15 protein-coding genes are annotated in these 14,569 nt (G+C 66.3%); 10 read left to right on the top strand and 5 right to left on the bottom strand.

Features of this window, described 5'->3' with window-relative positions:
- The 5 genes from WBB14_RS06960 to WBB14_RS06940 all read left to right on the top strand — a co-directional run.
- A partial coding sequence (locus tag WBB14_RS06960) for a MotA/TolQ/ExbB proton channel family protein (protein ID WP_424239187.1) occupies positions 1-887 on the top strand: 887 nt, incomplete at its 5' end.
- Positions 887-1,369 carry an ExbD/TolR family protein gene (locus WBB14_RS06955; RefSeq protein WP_088139398.1) on the top strand — a complete coding sequence of 161 codons (483 nt, stop codon included), beginning with the start codon at positions 887-889 and terminating at the stop codon, positions 1,367-1,369. The genes WBB14_RS06960 and WBB14_RS06955, both read left to right, overlap by 1 nt.
- Positions 1,370-1,434: 65 nt before the next feature.
- The gene (locus WBB14_RS06950) at positions 1,435-2,106 is read left to right on the top strand and encodes a response regulator transcription factor (RefSeq protein WP_006218435.1); all 672 of its coding nucleotides are present in this window, start codon (positions 1,435-1,437) and stop codon (positions 2,104-2,106) included.
- Positions 2,107-2,172: 66 nt separating this feature from the next.
- A complete protein-coding gene (locus WBB14_RS06945; RefSeq protein ID WP_424239186.1) occupies positions 2,173-3,288 on the top strand; it encodes a sensor histidine kinase in 1,116 nt (371 codons plus the stop codon).
- Complete coding sequence (locus WBB14_RS06940; RefSeq protein WP_424239185.1) at positions 3,285-5,213, top strand: potassium transporter Kup; 1,929 nt, start codon at positions 3,285-3,287, stop codon at positions 5,211-5,213. The genes WBB14_RS06945 and WBB14_RS06940 overlap by 4 nt, the downstream gene beginning before the upstream one ends.
- A 279-nt stretch (positions 5,214-5,492) precedes the next feature.
- Here WBB14_RS06940 and argG read toward each other — a convergent pair whose 3' ends face one another.
- Positions 5,493-6,833 (bottom strand): argininosuccinate synthase, encoded by a 1,341-nt coding sequence (argG, locus tag WBB14_RS06935; RefSeq protein WP_424239184.1) that lies wholly within the window; start codon positions 6,831-6,833, stop codon positions 5,493-5,495.
- A gap of 82 nt (positions 6,834-6,915) precedes the next feature.
- Positions 6,916-7,842 carry a LysR family transcriptional regulator gene (locus tag WBB14_RS06930; protein WP_424239183.1) on the bottom strand — a complete coding sequence of 309 codons (927 nt, stop codon included), beginning with the start codon at positions 7,840-7,842 and terminating at the stop codon, positions 6,916-6,918.
- 96 nt (positions 7,843-7,938) lie between these two features.
- On the opposite strand from WBB14_RS06930, the gene WBB14_RS06925 reads away from it, so the two are divergent.
- The 4 genes from WBB14_RS06925 to WBB14_RS06910 all read left to right on the top strand — a co-directional run bounded on the left by WBB14_RS06925 (position 7,939) and on the right by WBB14_RS06910 (position 10,939).
- Positions 7,939-8,805 (top strand): amidohydrolase family protein, encoded by an 867-nt coding sequence (locus WBB14_RS06925; RefSeq protein ID WP_424239188.1) that lies wholly within the window; start codon positions 7,939-7,941, stop codon positions 8,803-8,805.
- Positions 8,806-8,875: 70 nt separating this feature from the next.
- Complete coding sequence (locus WBB14_RS06920; protein ID WP_424239182.1) at positions 8,876-9,829, top strand: Bug family tripartite tricarboxylate transporter substrate binding protein; 954 nt, start codon at positions 8,876-8,878, stop codon at positions 9,827-9,829.
- Between the two features lie 2 nt (positions 9,830-9,831).
- Positions 9,832-10,362, top strand: a complete 531-nt coding sequence (locus WBB14_RS06915) for a carboxymuconolactone decarboxylase family protein (protein ID WP_424239181.1) — start codon at positions 9,832-9,834, stop codon at positions 10,360-10,362.
- A gap of 13 nt (positions 10,363-10,375) precedes the next feature.
- Positions 10,376-10,939 carry a hypothetical protein gene (locus WBB14_RS06910; protein WP_424239180.1) on the top strand — a complete coding sequence of 188 codons (564 nt, stop codon included), beginning with the start codon at positions 10,376-10,378 and terminating at the stop codon, positions 10,937-10,939.
- A 68-nt stretch (positions 10,940-11,007) separates the two neighbouring features.
- Here the strand turns inward: WBB14_RS06910 and argF are convergent, their stop codons facing one another.
- Entirely contained in the window at positions 11,008-11,949 is a 942-nt protein-coding gene (gene argF, locus WBB14_RS06905; RefSeq protein WP_424239179.1) for an ornithine carbamoyltransferase, read from the bottom strand.
- Between the two features lie 58 nt (positions 11,950-12,007).
- Positions 12,008-13,189: an aspartate aminotransferase family protein gene (locus WBB14_RS06900; RefSeq protein WP_424239178.1), complete on the bottom strand. Its 1,182-nt coding sequence runs from the start codon at positions 13,187-13,189 to the stop codon at positions 12,008-12,010.
- A 221-nt stretch (positions 13,190-13,410) separates the two neighbouring features.
- On the opposite strand from WBB14_RS06900, the gene WBB14_RS06895 reads away from it, so the two are divergent.
- Complete coding sequence (locus WBB14_RS06895) at positions 13,411-13,701, top strand: DUF3579 domain-containing protein (protein WP_013392635.1); 291 nt, start codon at positions 13,411-13,413, stop codon at positions 13,699-13,701.
- Between the two features lie 79 nt (positions 13,702-13,780).
- Here the strand turns inward: WBB14_RS06895 and WBB14_RS06890 are convergent, their stop codons facing one another.
- A complete protein-coding gene (locus WBB14_RS06890) occupies positions 13,781-14,500 on the bottom strand; it encodes a GntR family transcriptional regulator (protein WP_424239177.1) in 720 nt (239 codons plus the stop codon).
- Positions 14,501-14,569 lie beyond the last annotated feature (69 nt).

The raw sequence follows: 14,569 nt of genomic DNA, 5'->3' as shown, positions 1-14,569 counted from the left end.
CCCAACAAGCCGCCTCGACCGTCGGTGCCGTGGCTCCGCAAGCCGCCGGCGCTGTTCAGCAGTCGGCCGACGCGCTGCAAGGCGCCGCCGCTGCGCTGCCCTCGGCGCTCCCTGCCGTGCCGGCTCCCGCCGCGGTCCCCGACATGGGCTTCATGCACTTCATCGCGCAGAGCGACTTTGTCGGCAAGAGCCTGTTCATCATCCTGATCCTGATGTCGCTGGTGACCTGGTATCTGATCCTGGTCAAGGTCGCCAGCAACGTCAGCATGCGCAAGCGCTCGGCGGATTTCCTGAACAAGTTCTGGAACGCCAGCTCGCTCGAGCAGGTCGAAAACGAAATCGTCACGCACGGCGCGCGCGATCCGTTCTCGCACCTGGCCAGCCACGCCATGCACGCGCAGGCGCATCACAACAAGTTCGGCGCGACCAAGCTGGAAGAAGCCGGGAGCAATACCGATTTCGTCACCCGCACCATGCGCAAGGTGATCGACGAAGAAACCGCCAAGCTGGAAAACGGCTTGACGGTGCTGGCTTCGGTCGGTTCGACGGCGCCTTTCGTGGGCCTGTTCGGCACGGTCTGGGGTGTGTACCATGCCCTGGTCGGCATCGGCCTGTCCGACGGCGTGACCATCAACCGCATCGCCGGTCCGGTGGGCGAAGCGCTGATCATGACGGGTCTGGGCCTGGCGGTCGCCATTCCTGCGGTGCTGGCCTACAACACCTTCGTGCGCAACAACCGCGTGTTCCTGTCGCGCCTGGATGCCTTCGCGCATGATCTGTTCGCGTTCCTGACCACCGGCCAGCAAGTTGCGCTGTCCGACGGCAAGGTGCGCGCCCTGCGCCGCCAGAACGGCAACGGCGCGGCGGCTCAACGCGGGAGCGAATAATGGCCTTTGGCAGCTTCGAGGGCAAAGGATCCGGAAGCCACACGGTTTCCGAGATCAACATGGTGCCCCTGATCGACGTGATGCTGGTGCTGCTGGTGATCTTCATCATCACCGCGCCGCTGCTGGCGCACTCGATCAAGATCAACATGCCCCAGGTGGCCGCCGAGCAGATCGAGGAAGAGCCCAAGACGGTCGACCTGGCCATCGATGCCAGCGGCGCGCTGTTCTGGGACGAGAAGCCGGTCAATATCGATGACCTGCCCAACCGCTTCAAGTCGATCGCCGGCACCAAGCCGCAACCCGAGATCCGCATCCGTGCGGACCAGAACACCCGCTATGAAACGCTGGCCAAGGTCATGGCTTCGGCGCGCCGTTCGGGCATGACGCGCATCGGGTTCGTCACCACGCCTCCTTCGGGCGGCGCCGCGGGCGCGGCAGCCCCCGCCGCAGCCGGAGCCGCCCCGGCTCCGTCCGCACCTTGAACGCTTCCCGGCCCCGGGGCGTATTTCGCGCCCCGTTCCGGCCGGGATCGCGCTAGAATCGCCGCATGCGAGTTCTGGTAATCGAAGACGACACCACCCTGGGCCACGCGCTCCAGGAATTTCTGGCCGACCAAGGCTATGCGGTCGACTGGCTGACCGAGGGCGACCGGGTTCTGGGCGCCTTGGCAGGCCAGCCCTACGACCTGATGCTGCTCGACCTCAACCTCCCTGGCATGAGCGGGCTGGATGTCCTGCGGCAATTGCGCCAGGACGGCAATCAGGTCCCCGTGCTGATCCTCACCGCCCGCGATGGCATCGAGGACCGCGTCGCGGGCCTGGACGCCGGGGCGGACGATTACGTCACCAAACCTTTCGAACTGCCCGAGCTGGCGGCGCGCGTGCGTGCTTTCGGCCGGCGCCGCGCCGGCCAGGCGCAGCCCCTGATCGAAGTCGGTCCGCTGGTGTTCGATACCGTCGGCCGCGAAGTCCGCGCCAATGGTCAGCGCCTGTCCCTGTCGGTGCGCGAACTTTCTGTCCTGGAAATGCTGATGGCCCGCGTCGGCCGCGTCGTGACCAAGCGCCAGATCGTGAACTCGCTTTCCGCCTGGGACGCCGATTTCAGCGAAAACGCCGTCGAAGTCTATGTGTACCGCCTGCGTAAGCGTCTGGAGGGCACGGGCGCAAGCATTCAGACGGTACGCGGCTTTGGCTACATGCTGGATGTGGAAACGGCCTGACGGGCCGGCTTCGGCCGGGTCGCGCCGGCCGAGCGCATCCATACGCCTGGGCGAGGGCATTGCGTCATGATGCAGGAACGCACTCCTACCGCTACACCGGCTTCCCGCCCCTTGCTCCCCTCCCGCTCGCTTGCGCGGCATCTGGTCATCCGCCTGATGCCGCCGATCCTGCTGCTAGTCCTGCTGGACCTGGCAGCCACCTGGGTCATCACGCACAAGATCGACATGTCGCTCTGGATGCTGGAAGATTTCTTCTGGCTGATGGTGGTGGGGCAGATCGCGCTGATTGCGCTGTTCACCTGGGTGGTGGTGCAGGGGGTACGCTCCGGGCTGCGGTCGGTCAATCACCTGTCCGAAGAGATCAGGCAACGCTCCATCGACGACATGCAGCCGCTGGAAGTGGCCGGCGTGCCGGTCGAAATCGAGCCGCTGGTGACGCACACCAATGATTTGCTGCTGCGCCTGGACGCCTCGCTGGCGGCCCAGCGCCGCTTCATCGGCCACGCGGCGCATCAGCTCCGCACGCCCTTGTCCGGCCTGCGGCTGGAGTCTGAACTGATGCTGGCGCGTCCCTTGCCCGACGATGTGCGGGCGCGGGCGGAACGCATCAAGGCCGTCAGCGACCGTATGATCCGCCTGGGGCAGCAACTGCTGGTCCTGGCGCGCGCCGACCCCAACGCCCGCCCGCAAGACAGCTTCGTGCGCATCGACCTGTGCGAATGGGTGCGCGCGAACGGCGCGGAGTGGTTTCCGCGGGTGCGCGAGGCGCACTACGAGCTGGATCTGGTGGCGCCCGACGCGCCTATCTGGATCGACGCCGATCCCTTGTTGTTGGCCGAGCTGCTGGGCAATCTCATCGACAACGCACTGCGCTATGGCAACAAGACCGGCCGCATCACGTTGATCGTCGGCGCCAATCCGCCTTCGCTGACCGTGGAGGACGATGGGCCGGGCATTTCTCCCGATGAGCGCGAACGCGTGTTCGAGGCCTTCTACCGTTCTCCCACGGCTACCGCGGGCGGATCCGGTCTGGGCCTGGCCATCGTGCGGGAGATCGCGCACGCGCATGGCGCCTGGTGGAAGCTCACCAGCCGTCCGGACTTTTCAGGAACGCGGCTTTCCGTCGTGTTTCCCGGCCCCCGCAAGGGAGCCCAACTCACTCGTCAAGAACCTACATCATGAGCCAAGGTTCGGTCAGCGTTCCTTCGTCGTCCAATGGGCATGCGCTCGGCGGACACGCGCCGTCGTCGCGCGCCGCTCTCATCATGGGGGCGCTGGGGGTGGTGTACGGCGATATCGGCACCAGTCCCCTGTATACGCTGCGGGCCTGTTTGACGGGGCTGAGCGTGCACACCGATCTGGAGCCGGCCCATCTGCTGGGCGTGCTGTCCATCCTGTTCTGGATGCTGATGGTGGTGGTGTCGTTCAAGTACGTGACCCTGGTGCTGCGCGCCGACAACCGCGGCGAGGGCGGCACGCTGGCCTTGCTGGAATTGGCGGTGCGCGGGCGTGAAGGCAAGCTGCGCTGGGTCCTGATCGTCCTGGGGATTTTCGGCGCCGCGCTGTTCTATGGCGACAGCATGATCACGCCGGCGATTTCGGTGCTGTCGGCGCTGGAAGGGATAGGCATCGTGTCGCATCAGCTGGACGCCTGGGTCGTGCCGCTGGCCCTGGTCGTGCTGATCGCCCTGTTCGCGATCCAGTCGCACGGTACGGGCGCCATGGGCAAGCTGTTCGGTCCGGTGATGCTGCTGTGGTTCGGCACGCTGGCCGCGCTGGGCGGCTGGCAGATCTGGCAGACCCCGGAAGTGCTGCGGGCGTTGAACCCGATGTGGGGGCTGCGCTTCATCGTCGAGTTCCCCTGGATCAGTTTCGTGTTGCTGGGGGCGGTGGTGCTGGCCCTGACCGGCGCCGAGGCGCTGTATGCCGACATGGGCCACTTCGGCCGTCCGGCGATCCGCCGCGCCTGGTTCAGCATGGTGCTGCCGGCCCTGACGCTGTGCTATTTCGGCCAGGGTGCGCTGCTGTTGCGCGATCCGACGGCGATCCGCAATCCGTTCTTCATGATGGCGCCGGAATGGGGGCTGGCCCCGCTGGTGGCGCTAGCCACCATCGCGACCATCGTGGCGTCGCAGGCGGTGATTTCCGGGGCTTACTCGGTCACGCGCCAGGCGGTGCAACTGGGGTTCTGGCCGCGCATGCAGATCCTGCATACTTCGGCGGTCGAGAAGGGGCAGATCTATCTGCCGCAGGTCAATGCGCTGCTGCTGTGCGCGGTGCTGATCCTGGTGCTGCTGTTCCGCAATTCGGACAACCTGGCCGCGGCCTATGGTTTTGCGGTCACAGGCACGATGCTTACGACGTCGGTGTTGGCTTTCGCGGTGCTGCCGCGTGGTTCGACCGGGATCAAGCGTGTGCTGTGGCTGGTGGCGCTGGGACTGCTGCTGCTGTTCGACGTGCTGTTGTTCTCGGCCAACGTGTTCAAGATCCACGAGGGCGGCTGGCTGCCGCTGCTGGTGGCCATCGTGGTGTTCACGCTGATGATGACGTGGCGCCGCGGGCGCCGGCTGCTGTCCGAGATGCAGCAGCGGGACCGTCAGCCGCTGAAGGAATTCATGGCGCAGCTGGAGGAATATCCGCCGTCGCGGGTGCCGGGCACGGCGATCTTCATGACGATGAATTCGGGCAATGTGCCGCCGGCGTTGCTGCATAACCTGAAGCACAACAAGGTGCTGCACGACCATGTGTTGTTCCTGACCATCCTGGTGGCGGACGTGCCGTATGTCTCGCCGGAGGAACGTTTTTCCTTGCATAAGCTGTCGGCGTCGAGCTGGCAGGCGACGATCAACTACGGCTTCAAGGAAGATCCCGATGTGCCGGAGGCACTGAGGCTGGTGGCGGAGGCGTATCCCGAGATCGATCTGGAGCCGATGCGGACTTCCTACTTCCTGTCGCGGCAGACCGTGGTGGCGGCGAAGAAGCCGGCGTTGTGGCGCTGGCGGCGGGCGGTGTTTTCGTTCATGGCTCGGAACTCCACGCGCAGCACCAAGTTCTTCAAGATTCCGGCCAATCGGGTGGTGGAGATGGGGATGCAGGTGGAGCTTTAGGCTCCTGTTTGCTCGTTGCAGGCGATGCGGGTTCTTTGGACGCCTGTGGCGGCGGGGGCCTGCCACAGGCTGCGACGGTTGAATCCGTCTGGTCGTTGGGGAGAGTTGTGTGCTTGGCGTTCTCGCCATGGACGGGGTGTGGCGGAGGATCTTGCGGGGCTCGCCCCCGGCCGGCCGCGCGGGCGGCCTTTGGGGGCTTGCGCGGTGTCTTGCGATTGGTGCTCCAAACAAAAAGCCCTTCGGCGTGCCGAAGGGCTTTCTGGTTTTGGGCTGGAAGAATTACTTCTTCTTGCCTTCGTCGCTCAGTTGCGGCAACGAGCTGCCGGAGGAGGCCAGCAGGCCGGTCTTCACGTAGGTGAAGAGCTTGCCGCGGGTGTCGACGATGTCGAGGTTGCGCATGGTGAGCTGGCCGATGCGGTCCGCGGGCGTGAACGGGGCGTTTTCGACCTTTTCCATGGACAGGCGCTCGGGCGCGTAGGTCAGGTTGGGCGATTCGGTGTTCAGCAGCGAGTAGTCGTTGCCGCGGCGCAGTTCGACGGTGACTTCGCCGGTGACGGCGCGGGCGACCCAGCGTTGGGCGGCTTCGCGCAGCATGATGGCTTGGGGGTCGAACCAGCGGCCTTGGTACAGCAGGCGGCCGAGCTTGCGGCCGCTTTCGCGGTACTGCTCGATGGTGTCTTCGTTGTGGATGCCGGTGACCAGGCGCTCGTAGGCAATGAAGAGCAGGGCCAGGCCCGGGGCTTCGTAGATGCCGCGGCTCTTGGCTTCGATGATGCGGTTTTCGATCTGGTCGCTCATGCCCAGGCCGTGGCGGCCGCCGATGCGGTTGGCTTCGAGCATCAGTTCGACCGGGTCGCTGTATTCCACGCCGTTCAGGGCGACCGGATGGCCTTCCTCGAAGCGGACGGTGACTTCCTCGGCCTTGACGGCGACGTCGTCGCGCCAGAAGGCGACGCCCATGATGGGCTTGACGATGCGGATGCCGGAGTTCAGGTGCTCCAGGTCCTTGGCTTCGTGGGTGGCGCCCAGCAGGTTGGAGTCGGTGGAGTAGGCCTTTTCAGCCGACATCTTGTAGTCGAAGCCGGCCTGGCGCATGTATTCCGACATTTCGGAACGGCCGCCGAGCTCGTCGATGAAGCGCTGGTCCAGCCAGGGCTTGTAGATCTTCAGGTCCGGGTTGGTCAGGAGACCGTAGCGGTAGAAGCGCTCGATGTCGTTGCCCTTGAAGGTGCTGCCGTCGCCCCAGATGTTGACGTCGTCTTCCTTCATGGCGGCCACCAGCATCGTGCCGGTGACTGCGCGGCCGATGGGGGTGGTGTTGAAGTAGGTGATGCCGGCGGTCGAGATGTGGAACGCGCCCGATTGCAGGGCGGCGATGCCCTCGGCCACCATCTGCGCGCGGCAGTCGATCAGGCGGGCCTTCTCGGCGCCGTAGGCCATGGCCTTGCGCGGGATCTCGTCGTAGTCGGACTCGTCGGGCTGGCCCAGGTTCGCGGTGTAGGCGTAGGGGATGGCGCCGTTGTTGCGCATCCACAGGAGCGCTGCGCTGGTGTCGAGGCCGCCGGAGAAGGCGATGCCGACCTTCTGGCCGGTGGGAAGGTTCGGGAGAATAGTGGTCATTGTTTGAAGTGAGACGCCAACAGGACTTGGACAGCAGACTTTGACAGCCGCTAGCCGCCAAACAAGAGAAACGGACGCTATTTTAACTCTTTTGCCGCGGACGGGCCGGAGGCGCGAATAGCGCCGGCAGCTCCAGCCCCCGGATCAGGAGCGCGGTGGCGGCGGCCAGCCGGGTGGCCGGCCGGTGGCGGGCGCTGGCCAGGACCAGGTCGTTGGTGATTGTCGGATCGACGATGTCGCAGAGCGACAGCTCGTGCTCGGCGGCAGGGCCGCGCGCGGCCGAGCGGGGCAGGATGGCGTAGGCGTCGCCCTGGGCGGCCAGTTCGACGATGGTCTGGACCGCATCCACCTCGACGGCGATGGTCAGGCGCACGCCCTGGGCGCGGCATACGCTTTCGACCAGGGTGCGGATGGCGTTGGGCAGGCTGGGCACCACCAGTGGATAGTTGCCCAGTTCCGCTACGGCGATGCGCGAGGGCAGGGCGGGCCGGTGTCCGGCCGCGGCCACCAGCACCAGGTCTTCGCGGAACAGCGATTCGTAGGCTAGCTGCGGCGAGGGCGCGGGGTCGTAGAGCAGGGCGAGATCGACCCGGCCGGCCAGCAGCCATTCGCGCACCTGGGCGCTGAGGCCTTCGGCCACGGCGATGGAGGCTTCGGGAAAGCTGCGGCGGAAAGCCTGGACCAGCGGCGGCGTCAGCACCCGCGCGATACGGGGCGGCAGGCCCACCACGACCTTGCCGGTGGGCGTTTCGCGCAGGGTCTGCAGGTCTTCCTTGGCGCGTTCGGCCAGGGTCAGCAGGGCGCGGGCGTGTTCCAGGAAACGCAGTCCGGCCTCGGTGGGCTCGGCGCCGCGCCCGTTGCGATAGAGCAGGTGCTGGCCGAGCTCCAGTTCCAGCAGGCGGACCTGACGGCTGAGCGTGGGCTGCGCCACGTCCAGCATTTCGGCCGCGCGCGAGAAGCTGCGCCTCTCGGCCACCCGCAGGAAGTATTCGATCTGCTTCAGGTCCATCAGGTATTTAGAAAATCTATATCTGAAATCAAAGATATAGCATTGTTGGGCGGCGAGCAATCCGGGACCATGACGTTTTCAACGCAGGAACCTCCCGTGCCCGATTGCCGCCCTCCGCTTGCATTGTCGTCCCGTCCCCGCCACGCCTTGCCGCCGGGCGCCTGCGACGCGCATTGCCACGTGTTCGGGCCGGCCGACGTGTTCCCGTATGCCGAGGGCCGCTCGTATACGCCGCCGGACGCGCCTTTCCAGGCCATGGTCGCGCTGCACGAGCGCCTGGGCGTGGAGCGCGCGGTGGTGGTGCAGGCCAATTGCCATGGTTCCGACCACCGCGCCTTGCTGGACGCCCTGGCCCGAAGCGGCGGCCGCTATCGCGGCGTGGCGCTGCTGGGAGCTGACGCCACCGAGGCGGGCGTCAGGCAATTGCATGAGGGCGGCGTGCGCGCGGCCCGCTTCAACTTCGTGCCGCATCTGGGTGGCGCGCCCGAGCCGGCGGTCTTTGACCGGGTGGTGGCGCTGATCGCGCCGCTGGGCTGGCATCTGTGCCTGCATCTGGACGGCGCGATGCTGCCGGAACTGCTGCCGCGCCTGGCCGCGTTGCCGCTGCCTTTCGTGGTCGATCACATGGGGCGGCTGAAGGCGGGCGGTGGCTTGGCGTCGCCGGCGATGCAGGCGCTGCTCGGCCTGGCGAATGTGCCGCAAGCCTGGGTCAAGGTGTCGGGCATCGACCGCATTGCGTCGGGCAAGCGGCCGTACGCCGAAGGCCTGCCCTTCGTGCGCGCGCTGGCCGAGGCCTTGCCCGAGCGTTGCCTGTGGGGCACGGACTGGCCGCATCCGAACGTGGCGGGCGACATGCCGGACGACGGCGAGCTGGTCGACCTGTTTTTCGAAGCCTGTCCCGATGCGGCCTTGCGCCAGCGCATCCTGGTGGACAACCCGGCGCGGCTGTACGGATTTGAGTAGGCGCGGCAAACGCGGTGGCCATAGGGCGGCGCGCGAACGATAAGAAAATTCCCTTCAATCAGGAGACATCATGTTCAAGAAAATACTGTCCGCCGGCCTGCTGGGCCTGGCTGCTTTGGGCTCCGCCCATGCTGACGGGCCAGTGCGCCTCATCATCGCCTTCCCGCCGGGTGGGCCGGTCGATCTGGTGGGCCGGGTGCTGGCCGAGCAACTGGGCAAGGAGCTCAAGCAGCAGGTCATCGTGGAGAACAAGGCCGGCGCCAACGGCAATATCGCCGCGGCCTATGTGGCCAAGGCGCCCGCCGACGGCTCGGTGCTGTTCCTGACCAGCGTGGGCGCGGTCGCCATCAGCCCGGCGCTGTACAAGGACCTGCCGTACGACCCCGTGCGCGATTTCGCGCCGGTGTCCAAGGTGGTGAACAACGCCACGGTGTTCGTGGTGAATCCGTCCAATCCGGCGGTCGACGCGGCGGACTTCGTAAAGAAATCGCAAGCCGCCTCGCAGTCGGTGGCTATCGGTTCCTCGGGCATCGGCAGCATTCCGCACCTGACCCTGGAAATGTTCGCCGACGCCAGCAAGGCGAACGTGATGCACGTGCCTTACAAGGGCGCGGCCCCGGTCATCAACGATGTGATGGGCAACCAGGTGTCGGGCTTCTTCGGTGATGTGCCCGGCCTGATCGGCCATATTCAGGGCGGCAAGCTCAAGCCCCTGGGCATCGCCGCGCCGACCCGCCATCCGCTGCTGCCCGAGGTCAAGACCCTGGCCGAGCAGGGCATTGCCGGGGTGGAGTCCAACAACTGGTACGGCATCGTGGCGCCGGCCGCGACGCCGCCGGCCACCATAGACAAGCTCAACCAGGCCGTGCGCGCCGCGCTGAACACGGAGAGCGTGCGCGCCCGCCTGGAGAAGTTCGGCGCCCAGGCTGCGCCCGGCAGCCCGCAGGAACTGGCCGCCCTGATCGCGTCGGATCGCGAGAAATGGACCGCGCTGATCCAGCGCAAGAACATCCGTCCGGAGTGAAGATGAACGCATGCAGAGTAGGGCTCGTGACGCCCGGCGCTCACCCGGAGATGGCTGAGATCGAGGCGCAGATATCGGCTGCGCGAGGGCGCATCTCGCCGCTGTACCAGGTGCTGCTGAACAGCCCGGCCGTGGTCCAGGGCTGGGAAGCCATGCTGACCGCGATCCGTCTGAACACTTCGCTGCCGCCGCGCCTGCGGGAGTTGATCATCCTGCGCGTGGCGACGCTGAACAATGCGCCATACGAGTTTGATGCGCACGTGCCGCACGCACTGGCCGCGGGCATGCCGCCGGCGCTGGTCGACGAATTGCGCAGTGGCCCGGCGCCGTCGCAACTGCAGGGCCTGGAGCAGGGCGAAGCCGAGGTGCTGGCGCTGACGGACGCCATGACGCGCGACATCGAGGTGCCGGACGCGGTGTTCGCGCCACTGCGCGCACGCTACGATGACACACAACTGGTCGAGCTGGCCGCGACCGTGGGCGCCTACAACATGGTGTCGCGCTTCCTGGTGGCCTTGCGCATCGGGCATTGAACAGGAGACAAGAATGCTGGAAACCGTATTGCTGGTGTCGCTGGGGGAGCGCTTCGACGAGCCGCGTGCCCGCGATCTGGCCCGGACGTTGACCCAAGGGTTGGAAGGCCTGCGGGCCGTTGCGTACGCGGCGCTGGACGAGGACGAAACCTATGTCTATCTGCGCGGACCGGCCGGCGGCTTGCCGGAAGTCCAGGCTCGCCTGGCCGAGAGCTTCCCGGGCGCCCGCAGCCGCGTGCTGCACCTGACGCTGGACCTGGCCGGCGCCTCGGCAGGGCAGGACGCGCCCTGGCACTACATCGTCGAAACCGATGTGCTGCCCGAGGCGGAGGCCGACCTGAACGCCTGGTACGACCAGGAGCACCTGCCCGGTCTGGCGTCCGTGCCCGGCACCGTGCGCGCCATGCGCTATGAATGCCGCGACGAGTCGCCGCGTTACCTGGCGTGCTACGACCTGCACACGCGCGAGACCTTCGGCAGCCCGCCCTGGCTGGCCGTGCGCGCCAGCGACTGGAGCAGCCGCGTGCGGCCGTCGTTCCGCAATACGCGCCGCACCATGTTCAAGCGGATCCTGTAGGCTCGCCGAGCCGTAAAAAAAGGCCTGCGCATCGAAAGATGCGCAGGCCTTTCTTGCGTGCGGGGGTCTTACTTGAGCTGGCCCAGCAGCAGGAACTCCATCAGCGCCTTCTGCACGTGCAGGCGGTTTTCGGCTTCGTCCCAGACCACGCTTTGCGGTCCGTCGATGACTTCGCCGGTGACTTCCTCGCCGCGGTGGGCGGGCAGGCAGTGCATGAACACGGCTTCGGCGTCGGCGGCGGCCATCATTTCGGCGTCGACGCACCAGTCGGCGAAGGCGGCGCGGCGCTCTTCGTTTTCGGCTTCATAGCCCATGCTGGTCCAGACGTCGGTGGTGACCAGGTGCGCGCCCTTGCAGGCTTCCATGGGGTCCTTGAACTGGCGCAGCACGGTGGCCGGCGGCGTGCCGATGCGCGAGGCTTCGAGCTCGTAGCCGGCCGGGGTCGACACGTGCAGCGTGAAGCCCAGCATTTCGGCGGCATGCAGCCAGGTGTAGGCCATGTTGTTGGCGTCGCCTACCCAGGCCACCGTCTTGCCGGCGATGGGGCCGCGGTGCTCGATGTAGGTGAAGATGTCCGCCAGGATCTGGCAGGGGTGGAATTCGTTGGTCAGACCGTTGATCACGGGCACGCGCGAGTGCGAGGCGAAGCGCTCGATGCGGGTCTGCTCGAAGGTGCGGATCATGACGATGTCGACCATGCGCGAGATGACGCGCGCGGTGTCTTCGATGGGCTCGGAGCGGCCCAGCTGCGAATCGTTGGAGGTCAGGTTGATGACCGAGCCGCCCATCTGGTACATGCCGGCCTCGAACGACACGCGGGTGCGCGTGCTGGCCTTTTCGAACACCATCGCCAGCGTGCGGTCATGCAGCGGCATGTGGGGTTCGTAGCGTTTGAACTTGTCCTTGATCAGGCGCGCGCGGTCCAGCACGTAGGCGATCTCGGCGGACGAGAAGTCCTTGAACTGCAGGAAGTGCCGCAACGGGCCGTTTTGAGTCGTGGGAGGAGTCATGGTGATGTCGCAGGTCATGGGGCCCGGCCAGGCTCATGGCCCGGGCGGGACGTTGATTTTATGGTGTTTCGGCCAGGAATTCCTGGATGAGCGGAACCAGGATCGCGACGATGCGGTCGGCTTCGTCGCGGCTCAGGATCAGCGGCGGCAACATGCGGATGACGCGGTCGCGCGTGACGTTGATGAGCAGGCCGGCCTCCATGGCGCGCAGGGCCAGCACGCCGCAGGGACGGGCAAGCTCGATGCCCAGCATCAGGCCGCGGCCGCGGATTTCAGTGACGCCCTGGGTGCCGGCCAGCGCGTCGGCCAGGGCGGTTTTCAGGTGGTTGCCGACGTTGTGGGCATTGTCCAGCAGCTTTTCGGCTTCCAGCGCGTCCAGCACGGCCAGCCCCGCCGCGCAGACCAGCGGTCCGCCGCCGAAGGTGGTGCCGTGGCTGCCGGGCGTGAGCACGCCTGCGGCGGGGCCGGCGGCCAGCATGGCGCCGATGGGCACGCCGCCGGCCAGGCCCTTGGCCAGGGTCATGACGTCGGGCACGATGCCGGCCCATTGGTGGGCGAACCATTTGCCGGTGCGGCCAATGCCGGATTGGACTTCGTCGATCATCAGCAGCCAGCCGCGCTCGGTGCACAGTCGGCGCACTTCCTGCAGGTAGGCAATGTCGGAGGGACGGATGCCGCCTTCGCCTTGCAGCACCTCCAGCAGCACCGCGGCCACGCGCGGTTCGGCGTCGCCGGCGGCGCGCACCGCGTCCACGCTGTTGTAGGGCACCTGGATGAAGCCCGAGGGCAGGGGCTCGAAGCCCTTGCGGGCCTTTTCGCTGCCGGTGGCCGCCAGCGTGGCCAGCGTGCGGCCATGCCAGGAGGAGTCCATGGTGACGATGTGGGCGTGCTTGTTGCCGCGCTGGTAGGCGTAGTAGCGGGCCAGCTTGATCGCAGCTTCATTGGCCTCGGAGCCGCTGTTGTTGAACGCGACTTCCTGCATGCCGGACAGCTGCGTCAGGCGCGCCGCCAGCTCGGTCTGCTGCGGCACTTCGTAGATGTTCGAGGTATGGATGACGCGGGCGGCCTGCTCGCTGATGGCGGCCACCAGTTTCGGATGGGCGTGGCCCAGGCAGGACACCCCTATGCCGGCCAGCGCGTCCAGGTACTTGCGGCCCTGGTCATCCCACAGCCAGACGCCTTGGCCGTGCGTGAACGATACCGGCAGCCGGGCGTAGATGTTGGCCAGAGGCGAGGTCATTGCGGATCCTCCTGGGGATGTAGCGGATTGCGCCAGGGCTTTGCCGGAGTTCCTGTGGGAACCCGCCGGCCAAGCAGCTGATTTCCCGGGCCGTTTTCCCAGGCGAATCGCTTTTTGAAAGAGGGCAAAGGATCAATCATATACAATTCGCGGCGCAGGGCGCATGTTTGATCACGCCGAAGATCCGGCTTTCGTGATGGGCGCGCTGTAGTGAAGAACTCATGGCAACTCGCGTCAGACAATTCGTAATTCATGGCGTTACCGAAAGCGGTAGCCGCTTTCGCCCCAGCGATTGGGCGGAACGGCTCGCCGGCGTAATGGCACAATTCCGGCCCGCCGGCTGTGCCGGTAACCACCTCACCTATTCGCCCTATGTGCTGCCCGTCGTGATAGACGGCGTGCGCGGGATCGTGGTCGATTTGCGTTTGCGCGATCTGGAACCGCTGGCGTACAAGTTCGTGGTGGATTTCGCTCGCGACAACAACCTCAAGACGGAAGAGCGCGAAATCTAGCCGCCCAAACCAAAAAAGCGCCCGGACCGGGCGCTTTTTCATTGGGGGGACGTCGCACGCCCATCGGGCGGGCACGCTCCTACGTGCCGTATCGATCCAGGATCTTGCGGATATCGCGCACGCCCTGGCCGTCCGCGGTCAGGAGGGCGCGCGCGGTTACCGATTCCAGGTGGTGCTCCAGCAGGTGCAGCACGTGCTTTTCGTCGCGCGCGCGCAGGCCCGCCACGATCTCCATGTGTTCGCTGACCGCGCATTCGCTCGAATGCGGCCGGCCATAAAGCGCCAGGATCAGCGAGCAGCGCGACACGATTTCATTCACGTAGCGCGCGTACACCGCATTGCCCGACAGCTCGGCCATCAGGATATGGAATTCGCCTGACAGCCGGATCGACTCGTTGGTGCTGTTGCGCTTGCGGGCTTCTTCTTCCTGCGCCACGTGCTGCTCCAGCCGCGTCAGCCCCGCCTCGGTGATGTGCTGCAGCAGCCGGCGCGTCACGTCGCGCTCCAGGCAGCGGCGCGCCTCGAAGATATCGTGCGCCTCTTCCAGGCTGGGGCGGGCCACCGCCGCGCCGCGGTTCGGCCGCAAATCCACCAGCCCTTCGCTGAACAGGCGCGTCAGGACGCTGCGGACGATGGTCCGGCTGACGCCGAAACGCTCGCCGATGATGTCCTCGGGCAGCTTGTCGCCGGGCAGCAGAGCCTGCTCGATGATGGCTCTGCGCAAGTTTTTGTATACGATTTCATTGCGACTGATGTCTTTCTTGGCGGGCTCGTTGGCCGGCGGCGCGAGGGACTTCATCTTCTTATTGGCTCCTATGCCTGCGCGCTTTCAAGGTGTTGGAATGGTCCGGCAGGCGCTGCCGGCGCG

The sequence above is a fragment of the Achromobacter sp. genome, assembly GCF_049647645.1.
In the GTDB taxonomy this organism is placed as follows: Bacteria; Pseudomonadota; Gammaproteobacteria; order Burkholderiales; family Burkholderiaceae_B; genus Achromobacter.
Note: the sequence above shows the minus strand (reverse complement) of the source record. Positions and strands in the feature narration are given on the sequence as shown.

What these genes read in the sequence shown, in the direction of transcription:
- WBB14_RS06955 (WP_088139398.1), top strand. Translation starts at nt 887, where the DNA reads ATGGCCTTTGGCAGCTTCGAGGGCAAAGGATCCGGAAGCCACACGGTT.
- WBB14_RS06950 (WP_006218435.1), top strand. Translation starts at nt 1,435, where the DNA reads ATGCGAGTTCTGGTAATCGAAGACGACACCACCCTGGGCCACGCGCTC.
- WBB14_RS06945 (WP_424239186.1), top strand. Translation starts at nt 2,173, where the DNA reads ATGATGCAGGAACGCACTCCTACCGCTACACCGGCTTCCCGCCCCTTG.
- WBB14_RS06940 (WP_424239185.1), top strand. Translation starts at nt 3,285, where the DNA reads ATGAGCCAAGGTTCGGTCAGCGTTCCTTCGTCGTCCAATGGGCATGCG.
- argG (WP_424239184.1), bottom strand. Translation starts at nt 6,833, where the DNA reads ATGACCACTATTCTCCCGAACCTTCCCACCGGCCAGAAGGTCGGCATC.
- WBB14_RS06930 (WP_424239183.1), bottom strand. Translation starts at nt 7,842, where the DNA reads ATGGACCTGAAGCAGATCGAATACTTCCTGCGGGTGGCCGAGAGGCGC.
- WBB14_RS06920 (WP_424239182.1), top strand. Translation starts at nt 8,876, where the DNA reads ATGTTCAAGAAAATACTGTCCGCCGGCCTGCTGGGCCTGGCTGCTTTG.
- WBB14_RS06915 (WP_424239181.1), top strand. Translation starts at nt 9,832, where the DNA reads ATGAACGCATGCAGAGTAGGGCTCGTGACGCCCGGCGCTCACCCGGAG.
- WBB14_RS06910 (WP_424239180.1), top strand. Translation starts at nt 10,376, where the DNA reads ATGCTGGAAACCGTATTGCTGGTGTCGCTGGGGGAGCGCTTCGACGAG.
- argF (WP_424239179.1), bottom strand. Translation starts at nt 11,949, where the DNA reads ATGACTCCTCCCACGACTCAAAACGGCCCGTTGCGGCACTTCCTGCAG.
- WBB14_RS06900 (WP_424239178.1), bottom strand. Translation starts at nt 13,189, where the DNA reads ATGACCTCGCCTCTGGCCAACATCTACGCCCGGCTGCCGGTATCGTTC.
- WBB14_RS06895 (WP_013392635.1), top strand. Translation starts at nt 13,411, where the DNA reads ATGGCAACTCGCGTCAGACAATTCGTAATTCATGGCGTTACCGAAAGC.
- WBB14_RS06890 (WP_424239177.1), bottom strand. Translation starts at nt 14,500, where the DNA reads ATGAAGTCCCTCGCGCCGCCGGCCAACGAGCCCGCCAAGAAAGACATC.